Annotated in this window: 11 protein-coding genes; 1 reads left to right on the top strand and 10 read right to left on the bottom strand. The window is 37.5% G+C overall.

The genetic code is table 11. From position 1 onward, the window contains the following. Positions 1–29: 29 nt before the first annotated feature. Together JJQ60_RS19340 and JJQ60_RS19335 are read right to left on the bottom strand one after the other, a co-directional pair. Entirely contained in the window at positions 30–725 is a 696-nt protein-coding gene (locus JJQ60_RS19340) for a fibronectin type III domain-containing protein (RefSeq protein ID WP_201924034.1), read from the bottom strand. A 64-nt stretch (positions 726–789) separates the two neighbouring features. Then, positions 790–8,259, bottom strand: a complete 7,470-nt coding sequence (locus tag JJQ60_RS19335; RefSeq protein WP_201924032.1) for an MBG domain-containing protein — start codon at positions 8,257–8,259, stop codon at positions 790–792. A 726-nt stretch (positions 8,260–8,985) separates the two neighbouring features. Here JJQ60_RS19335 and JJQ60_RS19330 point away from each other — a divergent pair. Continuing rightward, complete coding sequence (locus JJQ60_RS19330; RefSeq protein ID WP_201924030.1) at positions 8,986–9,570, top strand: fasciclin domain-containing protein; 585 nt, start codon at positions 8,986–8,988, stop codon at positions 9,568–9,570. A 730-nt stretch (positions 9,571–10,300) separates the two neighbouring features. On the opposite strand, the gene JJQ60_RS19325 is transcribed toward JJQ60_RS19330, so the two are convergent. From JJQ60_RS19325 to JJQ60_RS19290, 8 genes are all read right to left on the bottom strand, one after another. Next, entirely contained in the window at positions 10,301–10,570 is a 270-nt protein-coding gene (locus tag JJQ60_RS19325) for a hypothetical protein (protein WP_201924029.1), read from the bottom strand. Between the two features lie 363 nt (positions 10,571–10,933). Next, a complete protein-coding gene (locus JJQ60_RS19320) occupies positions 10,934–12,172 on the bottom strand; it encodes an AAA family ATPase (RefSeq protein ID WP_201924027.1) in 1,239 nt (412 codons plus the stop codon). A gap of 92 nt (positions 12,173–12,264) precedes the next feature. Continuing rightward, positions 12,265–13,053 carry a hypothetical protein gene (locus JJQ60_RS19315; protein ID WP_201924025.1) on the bottom strand — a complete coding sequence of 263 codons (789 nt, stop codon included), beginning with the start codon at positions 13,051–13,053 and terminating at the stop codon, positions 12,265–12,267. Positions 13,054–13,059: 6 nt separating this feature from the next. Continuing rightward, positions 13,060–14,049 (bottom strand): hypothetical protein, encoded by a 990-nt coding sequence (locus JJQ60_RS19310; protein ID WP_201924022.1) that lies wholly within the window; start codon positions 14,047–14,049, stop codon positions 13,060–13,062. A gap of 351 nt (positions 14,050–14,400) precedes the next feature. Beyond that, positions 14,401–14,850, bottom strand: coding sequence for a T9SS type A sorting domain-containing protein (locus JJQ60_RS19305; RefSeq protein ID WP_201924020.1), 450 nt, complete (start codon positions 14,848–14,850; stop codon positions 14,401–14,403). A 273-nt stretch (positions 14,851–15,123) separates the two neighbouring features. Then, the gene (locus JJQ60_RS19300) at positions 15,124–18,924 is read right to left on the bottom strand and encodes a C1q-like domain-containing protein (protein WP_201924019.1); all 3,801 of its coding nucleotides are present in this window, start codon (positions 18,922–18,924) and stop codon (positions 15,124–15,126) included. 372 nt (positions 18,925–19,296) lie between these two features. Beyond that, complete coding sequence (locus JJQ60_RS19295) at positions 19,297–19,998, bottom strand: fibronectin type III domain-containing protein (RefSeq protein ID WP_201924017.1); 702 nt, start codon at positions 19,996–19,998, stop codon at positions 19,297–19,299. A 12-nt stretch (positions 19,999–20,010) separates the two neighbouring features. Continuing rightward, on the bottom strand, positions 20,011–26,772 hold the full coding sequence (locus tag JJQ60_RS19290; RefSeq protein ID WP_201924015.1) for a LamG-like jellyroll fold domain-containing protein: 6,762 nt from the start codon (positions 26,770–26,772) through the stop codon (positions 20,011–20,013). Positions 26,773–26,846 lie beyond the last annotated feature (74 nt).

The following is a 26,846-nucleotide window of genomic DNA, read 5'->3' as shown; positions in this document are numbered from 1 at the left end:
GAATTGCTTCCTCCCTTATTCCCCCATTACTAATCTGTAGTAAAACTCCAGACTTGTCCTATTGTGACTCCTTGTTTATTATCTTTTGCTACTACTCTCCAATAATATTCTGTATTTGTTAATACGTTTACATCTAATGATGATGAGGTACTATTTTCTACAAATAATTCAGGAGGGTTAGTATCTCCAAAATACAAATCATATGATAAAGGATCATTATCTGCATCTGCTGCATCCCAATCTAACGTAATATTAGGCCCGGTTACTGTCGCTCTTACCAAGGGCGATACCACTGTAGGTACAAACGGAATATTATTTATTCCTGCTTCGGGTTCTGTAAAGAATGTTTGTGTTGCAGAATAAATGCTCTCTTTACCCTCTGTATCTCTAGCTTTTACCCTCCAATAATACGCAACTCCTTTTTCTAAAGTAAATGGATGTGTAGTTTGCGAAGTAATTGCGGTAAACAATATGGTTGTAAAATTAATATCTGTTGCTACTTCGATGACATAGCTTAATGCATCTCCGTTAATATCTCTGGAGGCATTCCAATCAAACTGAAGATTAAAATTGGTACATACCAGATTATTTGTAGGAAATACTAAACTAGGTGTTGTAGGTTCTATATTTGGAACCAAAGGGTTTCTGGATATTACAAATTCATCATCTGCATTACACGACAGTAGCATCAATGCACTTAGAAATATGATATATATATGTTTCATAATGTATTCAATTAGTAATTGTCTAATACATCCCCTGCCTTATAAAGACAGGGAATAGTATACTTTATTCTTTAATGATTTTTATAATTTTTGAAGTACTTGCTTTAATAGATGCGAAGTAGACTCCAGCCGTTACATTCTCCATAGGTAAGGTCACTTTATTACCAACTACAGAATATATGCCTGAAGAAACTTTCATTCCGATTGCATTATAGATATCAATTGCAATAGCGTTCTCTGTTGTGCCAGGTAATAATAATGTTACATTACCCCTGGTTGGATTTGGATATGCCGAAATAGTACCTAAAGTACCTATAGTAGTAGACAATTTACCTTGACAAGTTACGCTAGAATGTACGTCTAAGATATCACCGTTGTTAACATCTACCAAGAAGCTATTTGTAGTATATTCACCAACAACTTCATTATTAATGGTTACCGTATACGGAGCGGTCCCTGATTCGATTTCTACCAATACTTGTGTATTAATACTAGTATCATGGATTGTGGTTTTACCACTTAATACCGGAGCCTGATCGATTGCAAGTTCAAAACACTGCTCACAACTTGAGAATCCATCAACTGTAATACATACATTATAATCACCCGGTGATAAATCTGGAACCACAAGGGTTGAGCTAAAGGCATATGCTTGATTATTGATTGTTGCAGTATAATTTAGTGTTTCAACTGTATTAATGGTAATGATCCCGTTGTTTTTACCATCACAAGTTTCACTAGATGTTTGAATCTGAAAGTTGTTTGCTGGCAAATTCACAAGCGGACATGCTTCAACAACGGTTAGCGTTTGCATAACATCTGTAGCAGCATTCCAATTTGTATCTCCTGCTTGAGACGCTGTGATCGTAGTAGTACCCAGACCTATGATTGAAACTGTATTACCAGATACGGTTGCTACTGAAGGATCAGAACTGATATAGGTAACCACTAATCCTGATGAAGCCGTTGCATTTAGATTAAAATCTGCATCATCCTCGGTTACCGTAGCTAAAGGAGTAAAAGTAATGGTTTGATCTGCCTTGTTCACAACTAATGTTTGCATAACATCTGTAGCAGCTGCATAGGTAGCATTACCAGCTTGTGATGCTGTGATCGTGGTTGATCCTGCTCCTACAATAGTTACAGTGTTTCCAGATATAGTAGCTACGGCAGTGTTTGAGCTTACAAAGGTTACCGGGTTACCAGAAGCGCCACCGGTTGCAGTTAGCATAAAATCTGTATCTCCAAAAGTACGATCGGCTAACGAACCAAAAGTGATTACTTGTGGTATCAGATTCGTAATGGTTAGGTTTCCAGGTACAAAAGTCAGGTTGTAATTACCATTTAGGCTTACTGTTCCTTGATTTATAGCATAGTTACCTAACGCTTCTCCTGCCACTCTGCTAAGGCTTCCCGTAACCACATCAGAGAATTGTAACCCACCAGATGTTATTTGATAGGTCAATGCAGGATCTGCAGATCCAATAACTTTTACCAGATCGTCGGCAGTGATCTCGATAGGTCTTTGGCTAATCGTAAGATCATTACTAACATAAGTTACTACATAATTTCTTCCAGCCGATAACGTACCCTGATTAATCGCATACGTTCCTACATTTTCACCGGTAGCTCTAGATAAAGCACCTGTAAAGGTATCGCTAAATTGCAAAGCTCCATTAGTAATTTGATAACTTAATGTAGGATCTGTATCACCATACGTTTTTGCTTGTACATCAGCAGTTACCTCAATAGCACGAGCCGTAATATCAAGGCTTACCGAACCTGCATTGGTATATGTTATCGAGTAAGAAGATTCTCCTCCATTGGTAGAGGTAAATCGAGCAGATAATCCTCTTATCTGGTATCTTCCTATATTTTCACCTGAAGCTCTAAATGTTCCATAGGTTTCTAAGGTGTCATCATATGCTAATGATCCCTGAGTAATAATATATGGCCATGTTAAAGCCGGATCAGTATCTCCATAGGTTTTTGAAATTGGAGCGGCAGGAATTACTCTAATAAAACGATAATCAATATATAAATTACCAGGTACAAAAGTAAGGTTATAGTTTGCTCCCAGAGATAAGGTTCCCTGGTTAATCGCATAGTTTCCTCGTGCTTGTCCAGCAACTCGATACAATGCACCTGTAAATGCATCACTAAATTGTAATGCACCTGCAGTGATCTGATACGTTAATGCTGGGTCAGCATCTCCATAAATCTTTGTTTTTGCTTCTGCAGTAACTTCTATAGCTCTTGTTGTTATTTCAAGGTCATTTGAAACGAATGATATTGCATAATTCGGATTTATTCCTAAAGTACCTTGATCAATTGCGTACGTTCCTACATTTTCTCCGGCGGTTCTTTCTAAGATTCCAATAATGGTATCACTTCCTGCTAATGTTCCCGAAGTAATTTGATAGGTAAAGGCAGGGTCAGCATCTCCATACGTCTTAGATTGAGCATCGGCTGTAATTTCAATAGCTCTTTGAGCAATCGTTAACGTATTAGGGACAAAGCTTAGGGCGTAGTTAGCATTAAGTGCTACTGTACCTTGATCAATTACATAAGGTCCTACAGCTTCTCCTGCTACTCTTGAAAGACTTCCGGTAAAGGCATCACTCCCTGCCAAACTACCTGAAGTAATTTGATAGGTAAGTACAGGATCTGTATCTCCGTATACTTTACTTTTCGCATCTGCAGTAATTTCAATAGTTCTTTGGCCAATCGTTAAAGTATTAGGGACAAAGCTTAGAGCATAGTTACCGTTAAGTGCAATAGTACCTTGACCAATTGCATATGGTCCTACAGCTTCACCGGCTGCTCTATTTAGACTTCCTGTAAAGGCGTCGCTACCAGCTAAACTACCAGAAGTAATTTGATAGGTAAGTGCCGGATCTGCATCTCCATATTGCTTATTTAAAGCATCAGCTGCAATTTCGATAGCTCTCTGGCCAATCGTAAGATCATCAGATATAAAAGTAGTTGTATAGTTAGAACCAGCAGTTAACGTTCCTTGTTCAATAGCATAGGATCCAACGTTTTCACCAGCCACTCTTGAAAGGTTTCCTGTAAAAACATCACTACCTGCAAGCGTTCCCGAGGTAATTTGATAGGTAAGTGCAGGATCTGCGTCTCCATAGGTCTTTGATTTTGCATCGGCCGTGATTTCAATAGCTCTTGGAGTTATGGTAAGATCATTCGATACAAAAGTAATATCATAGTTGCTTCCTGCGGATACAGTACCTTGTCGAATGGGGTAGCTACCTGTATTTTCTCCTGCAATTCTAGATAAACTACCGGATAAGACATCGCTAAATTGTAATGTTCCTGCAGTAAGTTGATAGGTTAACAAAGGGTCTAGCACTCCATATATCTTCGACTTAGCATCGGCCGTTACCTCAATAGCTCTTGGAGTTATGGTAAGATCATTAGAAACAACAGTTATAGCATAGTTCTCACCTGATGCAAGGGTTCCCTGGTTCATGGTATACGTTCCTACACTTTCTCCATTAATTCTGCCTAATGAACCTGTAAATGTATCTCCACCTACTAAACTTCCATTAGTGATTTGGTAGGTAAATACAGGATCAGCATCTCCGTATACTTTACTTTTTGCATCAGCAGTAACTTCAATAGCTCTTCTATTTATTGTAAAATTATAAGTGTCAGTTCCTTGATAGGTTGGGTTTGCTGCATCTATGGCTACCGTTATGGTATAATCACCAGCATTGGTAGGTGGAGTAGTAGAAGGACCATAATCAACATCAGCATTATCAGTTCCTGAATAGGAGATCGTATATGCCGGTGCCGGAGTGATAACAACATCATTGCTATCTGTAATACTCGTAATATTGACTCCTTGTGAAGTTGCATTATACGTTAAACTAGCCGAATCAAAATTAAAGGTTACATACTCTTTTTCAAATATCGTTAATGTCGCACTCGTACTTCCGAAGAAATTTGCATCAGCTGTATCTACATAGGCAAATACTTTGTATTCTCCTGTAGCAGTAGGTGCTGTAGTCGTCTTGTTATAGAACGTTCCATTAATTCCTTCATACGTTATATTTACAGTAGGCGTTGGTGTGGCTGCTACTCCTGGGCTCGTTTCAATACTACTTACTGTAACAGGTTTTTGGGTACCATCATATTGTTGTGTAAGATCAGTAGGGTTAAGGGTAATAGCTACCTCTGTTTTATCGGTAATCACTAAGTTCCCGCCTGAATAGGAAACAGTATGATTTCCTGTTCCGGTAGAGAAAACTGATACCGGATAGCTTCCTATTTCTATAGGTGCTGCTTCACTATAATAGGGGCCTATTTGATAAGATATTCTTAATGGAATATTTTCTCCTGATAATCCTGTTGCCGTAGCTTCAAAAGTTTTAGGGCTACCATCATATACTTTTGTTTGTGGGCTATCAGGAGTAATAGCAATCTGATATTGACTAATACTAAAGTTACCTGTTACCGATCCAAAATAGTTAGGATCTACAGCATCTACTGAAGCTCTTACCATATAATTCCCCGCATTTGTTGGTGGTGTGGCTGAAGGGCCGTATGAGTTTCCAAATACATCGGTTCCTGAATACGATAAATTAACCGTAGGTGAAACAGGACTACCATCAGAAGTTAACACAATACTAGAAATATCTACAGCTCTTCTTGGGGTTGCATTATAGAAAGTGTTATATAAATCAAATCGATCTAAGGTAATCGTTACTTGTTCTTTAGTTGTAATAGTAAAAGTACCTGTTTGCAACTGAATAGTATAATCACCATTCGTTACTCTACCAAAAGAATCTTCTATATCAATATAACCATATCCTAAAGGATCGGTACCAATACAAACTCCTGTAGGGCATAACCCAAAAGGATCAAAACTAGCCGGAGCTTGTGCCGTTTCATCTATGGAAATTACATAAGTTCCTTCGGTTTCTCCAGGTTCTCTTTTTAGAGGAACCCAAATAATCTCACTTTGGTTTAATTGACCACTGGTCAAAGCTGATGTTAATGCAGGATCTGGGCTTCCCAGAGCTTTGATCGCGTCGACAGCAGTGATTTCAATAATACCAGTATTGGAGTTCGTTACCGTAATCGGAGTACTACCTACAGCTACGTTATAATTGGTATCATTAGGAATGAATCTCGTATAAATTGTGGTAGGAAAACCGCTGTTGTATGGTAATGAGGTAACTCCTTCGGTAATTCTTCCTGAAAAAGTATTCGTAAAGGAACTATAAAAGGTATAGTATTCAAAAGAACCAGCAACATTGGCTGATGCATTTAAATAAGAAGCATCTAGAGGAACTCCTGCAACTATACTTGCTGGTGCGTTCCAGGTGATTACCGGGTTAGCTTTTGATATGGTTAAGTTATAATCCTTAGAAATAGTTTGATAAATACCATTGGCAGGTACGGTAACTCTTAGCGTTGTACTACCAACAGCACCTGGTGTAAAATCGCTTCCTACTAATGTGGCTCCTGTAGTATCACCGATCAAACTATAAGCAATAGCTCCTGTACTAGTGGTTGTTGCACTTAGTGTAGTGGCAGGATCATTGTATCGTATTACAGGTGGCGCAAAATTCAAGCCTAAAGCAAATTGTGAAAAAGCATATCCTGTTTGTTGATATATGGTTGTACCGTTACAATCTTTATACCCGTAGATGGTAAAGAAATACTGAGCCCCTTCAGAAAGTCCTGTGATGTTAAGAAGTGGAGTTACTGAAGTTCCTGAATAGATGACTTGTTCTCCTCCTGCATATGCAGTACTGCCGGTTGGTATAGTTGCACCAATAGCTAAAGGTGAAAAGCTATTTACGGTATTCATTTTAATCACATATCCATCAGGTGCATTTACTGTCGCAGTTGGAGCGGTAAACGAGTTTAAATCTAACGAAGTAGTCTCTACATTATTTATAACTGCTCCAGATGCTAATGTTGAAGTTACACCGCAAGTAGTTTGCTGACTGTAAATACCTGTTGGATAAAAATAATAAACACCATTACATATTTTATAATTGACTGCTGCATAATAATACGTAGTATTAGGAGATAATCCCGTGGTCATTAATCCAAAACCGTTTGCCGCACCTATATATGCTGCTACTTGTCCCGTTTTTCCTGTATAATCGGGAGAGGCCGTAGGTAACGATGCTGCAGTTAAAGTTGTGGGTAGTGTAAAATTATTTTCATCGCTCATGTAAATAATCTTACCATCGGCATTATTACCTCCTGTAAAATTTACCACGCGAATAGTGTTATGCGTGTTCGTTGGCTCTGCATATAAATAAATCCCTGCATTACTATTTGGTGGTGAACAAACTGGTGTTATAGATGAAGAGACACCTGTAGATTCAAAATAGTAATTTCCACCGCATAATTCTGCTTTATAGACTTTAAAGAAATATTCAGTCCCTGTAGTTAAGCCTGTTATTAATTCATTTGGAGTTGCAGAATCTCCTGCATACACTACTTGCTCTCCTCCACCATATACCGCGTTTGCAGTGGGTAATGTTGTCCCGTTTGTAGGTGCTGTAAAAGTATTGATTGTGTTTGCTTTTACCACATATCGTATAGATGCTCCTGTTGTTCCGGTAAAAGAACTCACATAACTAGAACTTTCATTATTCGCTGCTAAGTTTAATGCTGTTGCAGTCGCCGGAGCCGCTCCACAAGTGGTTACTGTGAATACATTACCTGCATTTAGTTTTAAATTCCCTCCGCAGTCACTATAGTTAAACACCTTAACGTAATAGGTTGTATTTGCTGTTAGTCCTGAAATAGTAACATTGGGTGTGGTAGAATTCCCAGTATACACTGTTTGCTCTCCTGACCCTGGGTAAGCAACATTAGTTGCAGAGGTAGCAGTTGGATACGTATACCCAGCACTAGGGTCTGTAAAACTATTTACCGTATTTACTTTTATTAATGAAATATTTGTACTCCCTGCAACACTATTTATCGTAAAATCATTTTCGTTACGATCGGTGGATAGAACTGTTGTTAAACCTGGGATATTACACCTTGGGAAATTAGCTCTATAGCTATAACCTCCAGATCGGCCTCCTCCAACTCTTACCAAATAGTATTCATTGGCTGCCGTATACGTTAAGGTCATCGCCCTGTTCGATTGGTCAGTACCTGGGTGAATAAGCGTATTAGAGACCAAAGGTCCATCGTAGCTTCCAGTTCTTGTTTCTAACCATACTTCTGGTTGCATAGATCCACTGTTAGATTGCATACCCATTCCTACGCTACCTAGCACAAAAGGGGATCTACCTATTTTCCAATAATCTTCGTCAGAGCCAACAACAGTACCTCCACTAAAAATAGTAGTAGTATTAGTTGTTGCCACGGTAAGTGTTTGCACACCGCTATCATTAGTAAGATTATTAGGTTCTGTTTCTGTAGCAAAATCAAATTGAGCATAAGAAAAAGTTGTGACCAAAGAACACAAAACTGTAAAAAGAAACGTTTGCAGTCTTCTGGTAAATTCTGGATGAATATCCGGTAAAAGAAGTTTCATAGTTAAGGGGTTTATTAATAGTTGAAATTATTATTGCATTACAAGCTCAGGCATGCGAGCATACTTAAGTGATACTTTGATACTATTGGATTTAGATTAACTTAAGAGCAGTATATGAGATGTTACTCTTTTGTACTGGCAGAAAAAGCCAGGGTATTGATAAAAGATTTGACCAATTTGTAGGTTGAGCTTTGAGATCGTAGTTTTTCTTCATAGTACCAGGGGCTTAGTTGTTATTACTTTTAATTTATCGGCAACTTTTATAGTGCCGGTTATAGGTATTACAGTTCAGTTTTAGAATACCCTATTTTTAATTGCAATTTTTTTTGAAATTTTTATACTGCACCATAGGATGGGCATGGTTTGATGTGCAAGAAGTACTGCCAAAAGAATTGATGGTATACATAGGTTTTAAATATTTTTAGATTTGGGATGGTAAAACTATTAGATGTAAGTGCTTTTAAAGAAAAAAACACCCCTACAAATACCCCTACAAAGTTTTTAAGACTTTGTTTATAAGGGTTTTGGTAGATTTGAGTTTGTTAAAAATGAAACAAAGAGAAATCAGAATTTGTACGGTCACGTGTAGAAATAGAGGTATATTTTTTGGTAGTAGTTCATAGATTTGAGTGTTAAAAAACACTTACTAATTGAAAGCCTACGAATTCTCATTTATAGATCTGTTTTATTTCCTGATAAAATATATTTGGTAGCAAAATTTCACCAATGCATTTTAAAACATCACTACACATTTTATCTATTTTAGGAGTATTACTTTTTAGTGCTTGTACGCCATCTAAAAAAAGTACTTCTAAAGATGAAAAATTAATCGCTCAGGCTAGTATTTTACCCACAGAAGAAAAAGTTCCTACGCTTTCAGAAATTATATCTGTTGATGTTGGATTTACCAAGTTATCTGAAATGATACAAGCCACTGAGTATGCCAAAAAACTTGAAGAGGAAGGCCCCTATACTGTTTTTGCTCCAACCAATGGTGCACTAGATAGATTACCGCCAAAGATGTTAGAAAATCTAAAGAAACCCGAAAATCAGGAAAAATTAATTTCGGTGATCAGCTACCATATTATTCCAGGGTTAATCAATAAACAAGATATTATTAAGGCTATTAAAGAATATGGTGGAAGCGTAAAATTAAAAACCATTGCCGGAGATCGGTTAACAGCCTCGATGAAAGGAGACAAAATCTATTTGATAGACGAAAGAGGAAGCGCCGGTAGATTAATGATTAACGATATTGAAGCCTCTAACGGGATCATCCATACCACAGAATCTGTAATGATGCCAAACTAATAAATAACAACCACAATCAATTAGTAGTATCTAAACGGAAGCTATCGTAATTTAGCTTCCGTTTTTTTATGAATTTACTTTTACTTGATACATCATTCCATTACGAAAAACCACTCGAACCGACGGGTTAACACGCTACGTCACAACTTGTCCCGAACTTGTTTCGGGATCGTGTGCCACGCCTTAGCGTGGTGTATCGAGATGCATTTCGTAACTAAAAGGTTCTCGATACATTTTTCTCCATTACATTTCGAAAAGCACTCGAACTGACGTTGCGACTATACTCAACATAGATCAAGCAAACACGCTACGTCATATCGAGTGATTCGACCAGCGGGAGAATTGTATCGAGATGTTTTTAGAACCAATAGGTTTAAATTTAATCTATAGTACTATTAAGGGTTCTCGATACACTTTTCTCCATTCCATTCCGAAAACCACTCGAACTGACGGATGAATACGCTACGTCGCATCGAGTGCCACGCCTTAGCGTGGTGTATCGAGATGTTTCAGAACCGAAAAGCCCAAAAAAAGGAACACCAATCCGTGTTCCTTTTATAATATATACAAGTGATGTGTCGTACATTACGATATCAACACTTCTTCTTCATCCCCAACGGGTACACCACCAGGTCGGCTAGGGGTGCGGTACAGGTCCCGTTTTACTGGTAACTCGTCAAACACATTATCGGCTGCAGCGTTGATTTTTTGAAGGATGGCATATAGCTCATTAAGCTGCTCTACACGGCCTTCGGTATCTACCATACGCAATAATTGTTGTTCTTGACAAAGTAGCTAAAGGTTTCCCCGTTGCAGCTGATCGTTTCGACAAGATAGCTAAGAGTTTCTCCGTTGTAGCTGATCGTTTCGACAAGATAGCTAAGGGTTTCCCCGTTGCAGCTGATTGTTTCGACAAGGTAGCTAAGGATTTCCCTGTTGCAGCTGATCGTTTCGACAAGGTAGCTAAGGATTTCCCCGTTGCAGCTGATCGTTTCGACAAGATAGCTAAGGATTTCCCCGTTGCAGCTGATCGTTTCGACAAGATAGCTAAGGATTTCTCCGTTGCAGCTGAAGCTTTCGACAAAAATGAATGAACTACTAGTTTGTATATGTATTTATCTGCAATATGACGATTGCATCGGGGTGGGTGTGCCGTTAAGCGATGGCGAATATAGGGATTAATTTTTGAATTATGAATTTTAGGGTATGGTAGTTGGGGTTAGGCACGGATTACGAATCTGGGCGATCGGGGTTATAACACTAAGATAACAAAAAGGCACAGAGTGAGGAATATTCGGAGAATATCCCGATTGGCACTTACCATACTCAAGCAATTATTTATGGCCATTGTTGTGTGTTGTTTTTATTTTTTACGTGCTCCAAATAATTTTATCCATAAGGCAAAACCTCTTTGTTGCAATCTATATTCTCCTCTTTTTGAAGGATTTTTTAGTATAATTTTTCTTGATGTTAAAGCTTTTAAAGCGTCAGTGACTGTATGGTCAGCACCAGAGAATTTTTGAACGATATCACTTTTTTTTATCCAAGAATTCATACTGTCAGCCATTATTGAAAGTACTTCTCTATAGTCATCCGATTTTATTTGCTCATTATATGCACTATGGTAATACCTTGTTCCTATTTCATCTAGTGCACCTCCTTTTCCAAAAGCACCACCAGTTACATCATCTTCATTTATTTCTCCGTCTGAATTAAAATCAAATGCTGAATATGCAAATTGTTGAATAAAATGAGGATAACCTTCTGATAAAGTAGATATTAGATTTTTACCTTTTGAAGTTATAGTAGTTATCTCTTCATTTATTTTATTGCCTTCTTTTATGCCACTTTCAACAACACGTTGTCTGTCTTCTGGGGATAATTCTTTTATTATTAAATGATTGAAAATCCTAATAGATGAAGGGTGTGAGTTAGATAGTTTTTCTATTACGACTGGTAAACCAGCAACAACAAACATTATGTTGTTACATTCGTGTTGAACTAATAATTCTGTAACAGCTTTAACTAAATATCCTAAATGAAGATTTTCGCAAGCATTATCAGCTTCATCAATAAAAAAGATAATACCATCTTTACATTTAGCTTCATCTTGTTTGCCAATAATTCTTTTACAAGTTTGTGCAAGTGAATATGCAAAATCATCAATTATGATGTCAAGTTCACTATTTTGTTTAGCGGAATCGATTCCCGAATCCATAATTTTAATTCTCTGGACAAATTCCCAAGTTGAATCTAAAAATGATTTTACTTTTTCAATTTTACCTAGTTCTCGTTTTAAAATTCGGTCAATTAATTTTACGGAACTAATTAGGTCAGTTCTGTCTGAAATTACAAGTTGGACTGTGACGAAATCTAGTTTTTTACCATAACTATTTTCAATATCGCCTTGAGCAATATATTTAATAAGTTGAATTAATGAGGATTTACCAATTCCTCTTTCTCCAGTTATTAAATAGTTGTTAGGGAATCCATTTTTAGTTTGCCATAGCCCTTTTTCTAATTCTCTAATCTCTTCGATTCTACCTGCAAACATTCCGGGTGGAACTGTATGATTTGGTTTAAATGGATTTATTTTTGGCATAATGTATTTTGTTTTTTCTCAAATAACACACAACGTTCCGTGTATGGTGCGTATCCCGTAGGGTATGCACTATACACCTTGTTGGCGTGTCGTTATTTTTTTAATTTCTCTTTACGTTTTTTCCAATTCTCAGAAATCTTTTCATTATTGGAATTGAAAATTTTAGAATCTAAGTTTGTATTTGCCCAAGATTTTATGCTGTAATATTCCATTACAGGAATTAATAGTTTCGGGACATCACTTTCCGAAATATTTTCATTTTCTAAATTGGTGAATTCTATTTTAAACCTTTCATTAATACTTGTTACGTTTTGAAAGTATACAAAGAGAATAACAAAGTCAGTTAGTAATGTCAATGGAATGCTTATTTCAAATAGTATTCTTACAATATCACTACCGCCTTTTGAGAAAATAGAAAGAAGAAAAGGAATACTAAGTACTACTAGAATTATCAAGTTTTTATATAGCATTAACTTCAACGTATTTTCGGTATGAAATGAGCTTTCATAAGAGTTTAATGCTAGCTTTTTTATGCCATATTCAGTCTCATCATTATTATAGTATTCCGTGGTGTTTTCATCAGAGTAATTAGTTCCAAATGCATTGTCTATCAAGTCATTTCTCTTAAGTTTCTCTACATTGTGAAATAGAATTTTAGTCACTAGTTTTATTATCAAATATCCAATCATTGAGACATAACTAATTACTTTTCCAAGGTCTTTTAAATTCTCGTAATCTTTGTTAACTGTTTCATCGAAGAATTTTCCAAGCATCCAATTTGTTAAAATGAGGAATGCCGAAACCAAAAGAAGAATGAATGCAACTTTTTCAAATTTTCTTATTAGGTCATATTTTGTATCAAAAGGAACGTGTCTAGCCATACTTATTTATGAATATTGAGGAAAATCGTCACCAAATAATTCTCTCCATTTATTAATTGCCGAATTCTGATTTTTGTCTTCTGTTTCAAGCCGATATGCTTCATAACCTTTTGTGTATGCATCATTTGCCTTAGCTGATATTTTGGTTTTATCGTCATTGGACAAACCATTTATATTCGTATCTATTCCTTTTGGATCATTGACATTATTGTAAACAGCAGTTTTTAAATAATTCCAAAAATTTATCAAGTTGACATCTATATAATCTGATAACTCAGATTTACTATCCGCAAAATTCAAAACAAAGTTTTCGAATAAAAACGAACTCATTGTTGGCATTTGAGCTCTTCGATTCCAGTATTTTAAGGTGCGAACAAGCTGGTGAACAGAAAAATTATGTTTTTGATTCATTTGGGTCATATACTCTTGATCCAAAGATGGATTTGTTGCTTTCCAATTACCACTTCCATCTGGAATCAAATAAAATCCTGTCGTAGTATAAAATGCTGGAACTATATCAAAACTCCAGTCATAAGAGGTTAGATTAAGTTTAGCAGCTTCCTGTCTTCGGTGAATTGCGGCAGATTTATATTGCCTAATATTTGATAAACAAGAAACGAATTTGTTTACAACCTTTATCGAGTTTAATTGGTTGTCATTTGACAAATCTTTAAGCCTTTGACCTGCATTTTCGGTATGTAAGTAATAGCGATTATGATACAGAGAACTTTTGGAATAATAAGCATTGTTAGCATGGAGGCAATAAATTAGGTCAATATCGTCAAGTTCTCTAATCTTAGTATTACGAGCGAATGAGCCAAATTTCACATGACGTTCTTCATATTTCAATGGAAATAAATTATAGTTGTCAGGAAAGCTATTCAGCTGACCATATAACCAATCTCGGCTGCTTCTAGCGGTTGTAGTTTTCCCACTATCTAGATTAACATAATCTCGATTAAATTCAGTAAATGCTGAGTTTACGGTTTTTGCCATTTAGTTTTTATTTAATGCACGCCAACATGTATATAATAACAATAGCTATTATTCCTTTTATATCCCCACTAATCTACCCCAATATTTCTAACCTTCTGATGTGGGAAACCGTAAACATTTTTAAAAAGATTTTTGTATGGCCCTTCGACAGGCTCTGGGTGACAGGCTTTAGGGTCGAGATGTTTTAGAACCGATAGGTTTATTTTAATCCGTGTTATTACTAAGAGGTTCTCGATACACTTTTCTCTATTACATTCCGAAAAGCACTCGAACTGACGGGTAGGTGTGTTATGGTATTACATTCCGAAAAACCACTCGAACTGACGGGCTAACACGCTACCTAGTATTACGTTACTCTTTTACAATTCTTTTGGTGATAGATCTTGTGGTGGTTAATATACGTGCTATATATACACCCGATGATAAATGTGTTAAATCAAAGCGTGTAGTATTCGTTTTGTATACTTTCTGGCCGGTGATAGAGTAGATTTCGGTCTCCAGGATACCTTCACCATCTATAAACACCAATCCCGAGGTAGGGTTAGGATACATTGAAAAAATAGTTGGCGTATCAGGATCTATCGTTAGGATAGTATATGTCGATTGATGAAACCCTTGTGTAAGGTTGAATGTATCACCTTTAAGCGTTGTGATCGCAGTTTCACCTACGGTAAAATCTAAAGCGATAGTGCCATTATCAAATGAAGCCCCGGTGCTGCCTATTATCTGGCGTTCTATGCTTTGGGCTTGTAGTTGTGCTCCTGTGAGTACTACTAATATTAATAGTATATGTATATTCATTTGCTTGTATTTTTGTTTAGATTAAATCTTACAATTTAAACTAGTTACATATTTCGAAATTAAAATTTTAAAAAGCGTCATTCCGAGTGGTTTTGCTATAGTGAAACGTAGACAAAATGCCCGCCTGCTGGACGGGCGGGTATCGACCTTTCGGCAAGCTCAGGATGACGAAGCTTTTTTATACGAAAATCCTATTCTCGATATATCCCAAAAACAAGTTTGGGACACTCGAATTGACGGATTTTCGCATAAAAACGTGACATACAAACTCAATTAAAACCTACTAATCAAGTACCCGCTAAAACCACTTTCAGAATGAAGGCTCCAACTTGTATCCGCACTTGATTGTACATTAACATTTACCTGCTCTCCTGCATTTAATTTCATCACACCACTTACGGTTAGGGTATGAAAATTGGTACCCGCATCTCCTTGAGTGATAGCATGCATTCCGTTATCCAAGCTTAGTTTATTCTGGATTCCTAATAATAGTCTAAAGTCTCCTGAATTAACTCCGTCAAAGCGTATTTGTGCCGAAAAGAAGTACAATCCATTTACAGGAGCGGTAAACGTTCCCGAAGCTTCATCAAAATGATTTCCATTATCGTGTAGATTGGTAATGGTTGCATCACTGGTTCTCCAGGATGGTACCCGAACGAAGTTACCAGCACCAGACAATACCAAAGTCCCACTTAGATCTGCAGAAAAACTTGGTAAACCTGTTACGGTTAGTGCAGAGGTGGTTACCGAGTTAGCAGAAACGTCATTGGTCCAGCTATGGTTACCACTGCCATCTGTGCTTAGTAATTGTCCGTTCGTTCCTCCTGAAGGAAGGGAGCTGGCACCAGAAGCATCCACCCATGAAACATTTCCGGCACCATCGGTAGTCATTACCTGGTTAGCTGTGCCGTCTTGTGCAGGTAGGGTATAGGCTGCACCTGCCCCAGTGTTATCACCATCAATGGTTAATTGACCGTTTAAAGTAGTATTACCATTTTTAAGCATCACCAGGGCATCTCTTCTTTGAAGGACAGAAATACCATTTCCGATTACAAAAAGGCGGTCTGTAGCGTTAAAACTGTCTTTTGTTCCGTTGACCACTGTATTATTAAATCCCATAGAAGTTTGTCCGTAACTGCCAGCATGAGTTACAAATCCCATTGCCATTGCTCCAAAAGCAGAAGATGTATTTGAAAACCCAAAAGCCAGTGAAGCACCATGGGTAAGCGTATTACTCTGACCAATGGCGTAGCTTATAGTAGCATCATTGATATCATTTCCGTCTCCTATGGCTATAGAACCGACTGAAGTTCCACGTATATTATTATTGTCTCCAATAGCTATCGAATTTCTGGATGCGGCAATAGAACCTTCTCCTAAGGCAATAGAACCTTCGCCAACATTGGCATCATTCCACTGATCTCCTGGTTCATTATCAGTTGGGTCTGTAGGATCTAGGTCTTTCAATCTTCCAACGCGAAAAGCTGCTTTACTTTTATCAAAAAACATTTTGGCGTTATCATCAGTCGTTAATGGATCATTATCTAATTGGGTACTACCAAACACAAAATCGTCTGTAGCAATCGCACCAGGGGCATTGCTGGTTACATTAGCAGTTGTCGAGAAAGCGCCTGATAAAGCCGTAGTCCAGGATACATTTCCGGCACCATCGGTTGTCATTACCTGATTAGTAGTACCATCTTGTGCGGGTAGGGTATAGGCAGCACCACTTCCGTTATTATCTGCATCAATAGTTAATTGTCCGTTAAGCGTAGTGTTTCCATTTTTGCTCATGACTAGAGCATTTGTTCTATTACTATCATCGATTCCGTTACCAATAATAAATAAGGGATCTGTAGCAATGTAAGCGGCATCATTTCCGTTTACAAACTCACTAAACAATCCAATGGTATGTTGCCCATAACTAGTCGATTGGGTACCACGTCCTATACCTACTGCATAATTACCCGAGGTACTATTATTTGCTCCCAATGAAATAGAAGCGAAACGAGATGATAAATTATTATATCCTACCGAAAAAGCATTTTCTCCTCCAGAATTGTTATAACTACCAAAGGCTGTTGCGGCTGTACCTTGTACAAGGTTTCCTCGTCCCATAGCTACAGAAAAATCACCTGAATTACCCTCATCCCAATCTCCTGCAAATCCATCTGAGGCTACTGCGCTACCGGCTCTAAAAGATCCTTTACTTTTATCAAAATACATTCTGATATCATCTGCCGTACCTCCTATATTATTTAATTGTGAGCTTCCGAATACAAAATCATCGGTGGCGATAGTACCATTGGTATTGCTAGTTACATTATTAGTAGTCGAAAATGCTGTTGTTGGTGCGGTGGGTAAGTTTGTCCACGATACTTGTCCGCTTCCATCTGTTGTCATCACTTGGTTAGCCGTTCCATCTTGAGTGGGTAGGGTATAAGCAGTACCTGCCCCTTGATTATCTCCATCAATGGTTAATTGGCCATTAAGTGTTGTGTTACCATTTTTGAGCATGACCAAGGCATTACTTTTATTGGAAAACGTACCATTACCGATTACAAAAAGCCTATCGGTTGTAATAGCCGAATTAAGGTTTCCGTTTACAGGGTTATTATAGTATCCAATGGTCGTTTGTCCGAAGCTATTGGCTTCATTATTTCTTCCAAGAGTGAGTGCAAAAGTACCAGCTACTTCATTACTAACGCCTAATGCTCCTGCATAAGCTCCTGTAACGGTGTTACCATTACCCATGGCAAAGCCGGTCTCACCGGTTACTGTATTATATCGCCCTAGAGAAACAGATCCTTCTGTAGTAGCTATTGGAGATAATCCCATAGCTACAGAGCCAAAACCGATGTTAGATTCATTCCATTCGTTTCCTAATGTACCATCAGCAGGATCTTCAAAAGCAAATCCGGCTCTAAAAGCACCTTTGCTTTTATCGAAGAAAAATCGGGCATTATCATCCATGCTGCCTGCTACATTATCTAATTGCGAACTACCAAATACAAAATCATCGGTTGCAATTGTACCAGGTGCATTGCTTGTGATATTGGCTGTTGTGCTAAAAGCACCTTGTGTATCGGTTACCCAACTGTAGTTTCCAGCACCATCTGTGCTTAACACTTGTCCGTTGGTTCCTCCAGTAGGTAATTCAATTTCGTTGGTAGGATCTGCATCGGCATCGTTTACATTATCATTTACCCAGCTATAGTTTCCGCTTCCATCGGTTACTAAAACTTGCCCGTTGGTTCCTCCGGTTGGTAATTCAATCTCGTTAGTGGCATCAGCATCGGCATCATTAATGTTATCATTTACCCAGCTGTAGTTTCCGCTTCCGTCGGTTACTAATACTTGCCCGTTGGTTCCTCCGGTTGGTAATTCAATCTCGTTAGTGGCATCAGCATCGGCATCGTTAATGTTGTCATTTACCCAGCTGTAGTTTCCGCTTCCATCGGTTACTAATACTTGGCCGTTGGTTCCTCCGGTTGGTAATTCAATTTCGTTGGTAGGATCGGCATCTCCATCAATGGTGACTATATCGATCCAATTATAATTACCATTGCCGTCTGTGGCTAATACTTGTCCGTTAATTCCACCAGTGGGTAATTCAATTTCGTTAGTTGGGTCTGCATCTGGCCCATTAGTTGCATAATTAGCATAAGGCACCGATTGTAATTGAGTTGCGCCAAGCACAGTATAGTTAGTACCTCCAGCGCTGTCTATAGCAACCTGAAGCCAGTAGTCTTGTGTACTCCATTCGATTGTAGAAAAATTATCAGATGTATTTCCTTGACCAATGGACAATGTGATGATACCTTGGGCATTAGAACGTATTGTATGCGTTTCTTCATAAATATTGGTACCTGTTGCATTTCCTTGTAATACGGAAATTTGTACTCCAATGTCTTGATTTGCAATGGGGTTACCCTCTGCATCGCGAACTGCTGCCTGGTAATTAAAAGATTGAGAAAATCCTTGTTGTGCAACCAATAGTAGCACGGCACAAGTGAGCCATTGTACATATTTTTTTGCAAATGTGTTTTGATTTGAATTGTAATTTGTATTCATACGATACAGGGTTATAATATTTATTTTATTTTGAGCTGATAAACAATAAGTTTACTTCAATTGGTTTCTAGTAGTACAGTTAAGTTTATGGATACCCTATTTTTATTTTAAAATTTGATAAAGAATATGTTGATCGGTTGTGCATTTTGAATTAAAAAAAGCTTTTCTCGATAAATTTTGTCTACGTTTCACTATGACAAAACACTCGAAATGACGCTTTTTTTTAATTCAAAACCTTGTCGTTCTGTTCTTATGATATTTTAGTTTTGTATAACATTCATAATCAGTTTATAAAACAGCAAAACCACCCAATTTCTTGAGTGGTTTTAGTGTTGTTGTGATTTGAAATTTAAAGCATCATAGTACTCTTTCTTATTCTGTTCTAAAATTCCAAACCTGACCGATCGTTGCACCTTGATTGGTATCTTTGACAGTAACTCTCCAATAATATATCGTATCCGGAGATACTGAGACATTAATGGTGTTTGTATCTAGATTTTCTGCAAATAGTATTGGAGGATTTGTGTCTCCAAAGTATAGATCATAGGATAATGCATCTCCATCAGCATCACTAGCGGCCCATTCTAAATCTACAGTACTACCCGATAGTGTTGCTCCTAAAGAAGGGCTTACCAGCGTTGCAACCGTAGGGATGGTATTCAACCCGGCATCAGGCTCGGTAACGAATGACTGAGGTTCAGAAAATGCACTCTCATTTCCTTCACTATCTCTAGCTTTTACTCGCCAATAATAGGTGGTACCTTTTTCGAGGGTAAAGATGGTTTGGGTACTAGTTGTAGTGGTTGTAAATACTACAGTATTGAAGTTGTTATCTCCAGCAATTTCAACTACATAGCTCACCACATCTCCATCGGGATCGGTAGCAATATTCCAGTCGAGTTCGAGGTCAAAATTTGTACAGGTTTCATTATTGATAGGAAATACCAAACTCGGGGTTACGGGAGCCTCATTTCCTGACACAGATCCTGGCGATACTGCGCCATCATCATCTCCACTACAAGAAAATAACAAAGTAATACCAATTACGGCTATATATAGTTTTACACTTTTCATCTGTTTATTATTTTATTGTTTTACAATTCTAAAGGTTTTTGAACTACCATCGTTTAGAGAGATAAAATACACGCCAGATGGTAATGTTTCCATTGGCAATACTACTTTTCCTTCAGTAATACTATATGTATTTGAAGATACCTTTATCCCTAATGTATTGTATATCTCTACGGGTAAGGTTTTAAGTACAGTTTCTGGAATGGTAATTACGATATTTGATCTTGTAGGGTTTGGTGATACCGTTATTTGATCGAACAGCGTTACTTTGGTTGATAATTTTCCTTCACAAGCCTGGCTTGAAAACACATCCAAAGTATCGCCATGTTGTACTTCAACATAAAAGCTATTGGTATCATAGGTGGCAACCATCTTATCATTAATCATTACGGTATAAGGTGCTGTACCTTCGTCAATTTCTACGTATATCTCATTACTTTTAGTATCGGTATTCAATATTGTTTTACCTTCTAAAACAGGGGCTTCTTCAATCGCTACTTCAAAACATTGTTCGCAATCTGAATATCCATCAATGGCAATACATAATTGATATGTTCCCGGGGCTAAATCTTGTACAAAAAGATCAGTCCCAAAATCATAGGTGTTGTTATTAATGGTAGCGATGTAATTCTGCTCTTCGGTAGCTCTAACAAAAATATTTCCGTTATCCTTATCTTCACAGGTTTCGCTATATGCCTCTACCAGGAAGTTATCTGCAGGTAAATCAAAGATAGGACAACTCGAAACTACATGTACCGTTCGTATCACTTCTACTGCAACATTATTTGAAGCATCAGTTGAATTATATGTAATGCTATACGTCCCTAATGCATCAACAAAATCGGAAGTATCGATAATAACCTCTGATCCATCATCTGTAGTAGCTCCTAATTCGGTATATCCATCTCCTAGAACAATGGTTTGAGGATTATCACCTAGTAAAGTGATTATAGGGGGAACGTTATTTACTACATTAACGGTTCTGGTCACTTCTGCGGCAACATTGTTTGACGCATCGGTAGCATTATATCGAATGGTATAACTTCCAAGAGCATCTATAAAGACAGAGGTATCGATTGTTACCGTGGTACCATCATCTGTGGTTGCCCCCAGTTCGGTATAGCCATTCCCTAGTTCAATGGTTTGTGGATTATCTCCTGTTAATGTAATGACAGGAGCCGTAGTATCGACTACGTTTACGGTTCTGGTTACTTCTACCGCAGCGTTGTTTGACGCATCGGTAGCATTGTATCGAATAGTATAGCTTCCCACAGCATCTACAAAATCTGAAGTATCGATAATAATACTACTCCCGTCATCTATGGTCGCTCCCAATTCGGTATATCCATCGCCTAATTCAATGGTTTGTGGGTTCTCTCCTGTTAATGTAATGACCGGAGCCGTAGTATCGACTACATTTACGGTTCTTGTCACTTCTGCCGCAACATTGTTTGACGCATCGGTGGCATTGTATCGTATAGTATAACTTCCTAAAGCATCTACAAAATCAGAATCATCAATTACTACAGCCGTACCATCATCTGTGTTTGCTCCTAATTCGGTATACCCATCTCCTAATTCTATGACCTGAGGATTATCGCCTATTAAGGTAATTACCGGAGCCGTAGTATTTACCACATTTACGGTTCGGGTTACCTCTGCGGCAACGTTGTTTGATGCATCGGTAGCGTTATATCGTATGGTATAACTTCCAAGAACATCCATGAAGGCAGTAGCATCAATGGTTACATTAGTGCCATCATCTGTAGTTGCTCCCAGTTCGGTGTAGCCATCACCTAATTCAATGGTTTGTGGGTTATCTCCTGTTAATGTAATGACTGGAGCCGTAGTATCAACTACATTTACCGTTCTGGTTACTTCAACAGCGTTATTACCTAATAATCCTACAGCATTATACGTAATGGTATAACTTCCTACAGCATCTGTAAAATCTGAAGCATCAATAATTACAGTTGAACTATCACTGGTACTTGCTCCCAGTTCGGTATACCCATCACCCAATTCAATGGTTTGTGGATTATCTCCAATCAAGGTTATGATAGGAGTTTCACAATTATCAGTAATGTCTTGAACACTATCCCAGGCCGTTTGATTGCTACCTTGAAATGATAAGGTTGTCGCACCATCACCTGTGGTAACATAATCATACAAACCACATAGATTCGTAATCCCCAGGTCCTGATCTCGGATAATCAAATTAGAACCTACATTTCTAAGTCCATACAGATTGATACTTTGCAAACTATTATTATTTCTAATAGTGGAGTTAGTTCCTGTAAGGGAAGCTACATTTTGTAAGGCATCAATTTCTACCAGATTTCCATTAAAACTAATTCCTAGAGTACCAATAGAAGTTAATGATGCTAAGAAAGAATTATCGAATGTTGTGAGTAATTCATTTTCGGCAATATTCAATGAATTTATAGAAGTAATCGCTAATTTAGGGAATCCCTCCAGATTAGGTACCAAATCACAATCTGATATATTAAAACCACCTAAAGTTGTTAAATTATCCATTCCTTGAACAGTATTAAGAGCAGTCATATCGGTTAAAGACAGGTTTCCTCCAATACTTGTAACACCTGATAAAAATGATAAATCAGTCACGGCCATATCATGAAATAGTGCAGCGCCACTTATGGTACTTAACACTGTTGCTGTTATGGAGTTCAGGGATGGAGAGTTATCTATAGATAAATTATTTCCAATACTCGTCAGTTTAGGGAAATTAACAGTCGTTAAGTTCGCACACCCTCCTATGTTGCATGCTCCTGTTAAATTTAATATTTCTGGAGCATCAATACTGATTAATCCCGTTGCATCGGCTATGCGGAAATTTCCTGAACTCTCTAATAATGGCAATGATATACTCGTTAATCCTGATCCAATATTGCTAACACGAAACTCCCCGTTAACTTGGGTTAATTGGTCTATTGAAAGCGTACTCAAAGAGCTATTGAAAGTTATTCTGAAGCTACCTGTCATTGTTTGCAACTGATTCAATGTGATAGTTGTCAAAAGCGCATTATCCGTAATCTCTATATTTGGTATTGTAGTTATCTGATCAAGTATGGTTATTTCTGTTAAAAGATCTAAATTATCTACGGTAAGATTCCCTCCTAAACTCGTTACATTAGAGAATGACGCTATACTTGTAGTATTGGTCATATCTTTTAAAGTGAAATTTCCTCCAATAGTAGTCAATGAAGCAAAGCCGGAAAGATCATCCACAATATTTCCTTCCAAATACAAATTCCCAGAAATAGTATTCACATTTGAAAAGCCTGATACATCGGTAATGGTACCATTAATCGTTACATTTCCTTCAATAACCCCACAAGTTCCTAAGGTTGCTATATAACTATCTACTTCTGCTTGTGTAGTTAGTGTAACGCCTCCAGCAACTACACAATCACAACTTCCTGAAATATTGTTAGAAGACGCATCTATCCAGTTACTCGTAGCACCGTTTAACGCAAAATTGGTAAGTGTTCCGTTATAGCTGTTTCCAGAGCCATCCGCTAATGTTGTTAGACCACTATTATCAGCTCCTGAAATACCTTCATTAAAATTATAACTGGCTATTAAATTAGATTGCGACATATCTGCTGTACAGCCATTCAATTCTGAAACCTCGAAAGCACTTAGGGTTTTTGTCCAGATACGTAATTCGTCTAACTGCCCATTAAAATATCCTCCTGTATCTCCTGAAGGTGTATCCCCGACAGCATATCCCAATTGTATATCGGCTGTTGTGGTCGTAGCCGTTGCTGTTCCTACCCATCCAGTTGTTCTAGCTATTGTTCCATCAATATAACATCTTGCATTTCCAGAATCTAAAGTTACAGCCACATGATGCCACTCTCCATCATCTACTTTTGTAGCAGGACTTAACAGACGAGTAATATAATTAGAGGCACTAGCGTAGTAATAAAATTCTATTCTTCCGCCATCTAAGTTAATACGCCATCCATTATTCCCATCGGGCGTAAATTTATTGATGACTCCACCAAGTCCATCGGTAGTTTTAATCCAAAAATCTACTGAAAAATTCAAGTTATTTTGAGAGATATTGTGTGGGATTGTTACCAAATCGTTAGCACCGTCAAAATCTAAACCAGTCCCAGGAGGAATTGCTGTTCCTTGTATGGTGAAACTATATGAAGGTTCATCACAATCATCGCTATCTATAATTACGGTAGCTGTTTTTGTCCCGCCAGATGTAGGAGCAAACTCTATTCTTAATGAAGCAGATTCAGTGGCTGGTATTGGATTGTTATGTGGGTTTTGCGTAATGGTAAAATCAGCTGTATCACCCGTAAGTATAACACCATCTATATTTAAAGCGGCAGAACCATCTGTATTACGAACAAAGAAGCTCATTTCTTTAGTACTACCTACATTGATACTTCCTGCATCTGTATTGTCACTAGTCTCAGGAGTTGTATCCCCATTCAGGATATCGTTACCGTTTCCTTGTACATTAATTTCAGGAATAGCTATTGAACAATTTCCGGAGATACCATTTGCTGTAGTATTTATCCAGTTAGAAGTATTTCCTGTTAATCCAAAATTGGTTAAAGTTCCGTCTAAATTGTTTGAACTAGTATCATCTACGGTTGTTTCACTAGTATTGTCTGCAGCAACATTTCCTTGATTTAATTTGTAGTAAGCAACTAATCCTGATTCGTTTCCTGCTAGTTCACAACCTTGTTGTGCTAAAATCTCATCTGAGCATAATAAACGATTCCAGAAACGAATATCATCCAATTCTCCGGAAAAATAGGTGTTTGAGTAATCGGAATAACCTATAAATACATTTTCTGAATTCGTGGGCGCATTTGTAATAGTTGAAACTGAGTAATCACTATCCAAAACACCATCTACATAAAGCGTTGAAACCTGATTTCCATAAACCAAAGAAAAATAATGCCAGTTCCCATCGTTTAATCCAGAAATATCAGAGTTTCTAAAGGAAGTAAGGTTTGAACTTTTAAAGTATAGACGTAATCTTCCTGTATCGGTTAAATACACTGAGTAACCATTGTCTTCAGTGGCATCGTACTTACTAACAATAGGATTGTCCTGAGACGTTGACGAAGTTTTAAAATACCCTTCAATAGTAAATGTACTGGTATTGAATGCGTTATTATGATTAATACTGATATGGTCATCTGTTCCATCTAAACTGATTCCTGTAGCAGGCGTATAACCTGTTCCTTCTATAGCAAACTCAAAAGTAGCATCATCACAATCATTATTTGAAATACGAACCGTTGCATTTTTAGTTCCTATAGAAGAAGGTGTAAATAGAATCCTTAGATTTCCGGAAGCACCTGCTGCTACATCTGTTGGCGATTCTATAATCGTAAAATCGGATGCTCCATCAATGGTAATGTTAGAAATGTCTAGTGTAATATTACCTGTATTGCTAATGGTATAGTCTGCGGGCTCTGCTTGTCCAAATATAACATTCCCAAAAGAGGTGCTATTATTTATACTTACTGTAGTATCTCCATTATTAATAGCATTATTATTTGAAGCAATGGCAATTATAGCCTCTGTATATGCATTACAGGCTCCTGAAACACCATTAGCAGTAGCATCTATCCAATTGGATGTAGTGCCTGATAATCCAAAATTATTTAATGTTCCTTGTGGTGGAATCCCAGATGTAATCCTATGATTAGGATCTAATATACTGTACTCAGGAAAGTTATTACCATTTACTTCTCCATTGTTAAAATTATAATAGGCAATTAAATCATCTTCGCTTCCTGTTAATTGACAGCCAGATTGATCAGAAATTCTACATGTAGACAGTGCTACATCCCACACTCGTAATTCATCTATTGCACCCTTGTAGTAGAGTGGGCCGCCACCTGATACTGTTCCTAAAGTTAAGTTATTACTGCTATTATCTACAATAGCTTCAGAAAGGGCTAATGAGTTATCTAGCATACCGTTAATAAAAATTGAATAACGAGAACCATTATAAACAATAGCCACATGTTGCCATTGATCATTTACTATAGAGGGGGTGTCTAAATTTTGAATACCACTAGCAGTAAAAAAGGTAAAACTTAACTCTGACATAGAACTTATTCTCAGACTATACCCTGAGTTGCTACTCATATTATCCAGTATAAAATGTTCGTCTGTACCAGAAATTTCAGGTTTTATCCAAAATTCAATGGTAAAATCATCGCTCAGGCTATAATTACCATTGTTAAAAGTGATATTATCATCCACACCATCAAAATGTAGCCCAGTAGCTCCTTCGAAAGCAGTTCCTTGTATAGCAAATGTATAAGTTCCATTGGTTGGATCATCACTGGTAATGGTTACTATCGCGTTTTTTATTCCAGCAGATTGTGGCGCAAAACTTATTTCAATAAATTCTGATGTTCCACTTAATACCGTGACTGGCCACATGTCATTAAGCACAAAATCTGAAGCATTGGCTCCAGTAATTGTAATATTCGAAATATTTAAATCACTTGCACCATTGTTTTGGATGCTAAAAGGTGTCATTAGAGAGTTGCCTGTTCCTAGTTCTAGATACATGGTCCCATCAAACATATCAGGAGTTGTATCACCATTGGCAATCACTGTCATCATATCAGGACCAGTGACACTAATCTGTGGTGTGAATAATTCTTTGGAGGGTTTAAGAGATGTTTTAGCAGATAATTCATAAGAGGTGAATCCTATAACGTAAAACACCACGAAAAACAAAAGTAGTAGTTTCTTCATAAGGGGTATGTTTTGGTTAAAATTTTGTTAACGATTCGAGCTGCAATGGTACAAATCTATGTTCAGATTTATGT

Source organism: Aquimarina mytili (assembly GCF_016735115.1).
Lineage (GTDB): Bacteria > Bacteroidota > Bacteroidia > Flavobacteriales > Flavobacteriaceae > Aquimarina > Aquimarina mytili.
This window is presented reverse-complemented; position numbering and strand designations above follow the sequence as displayed.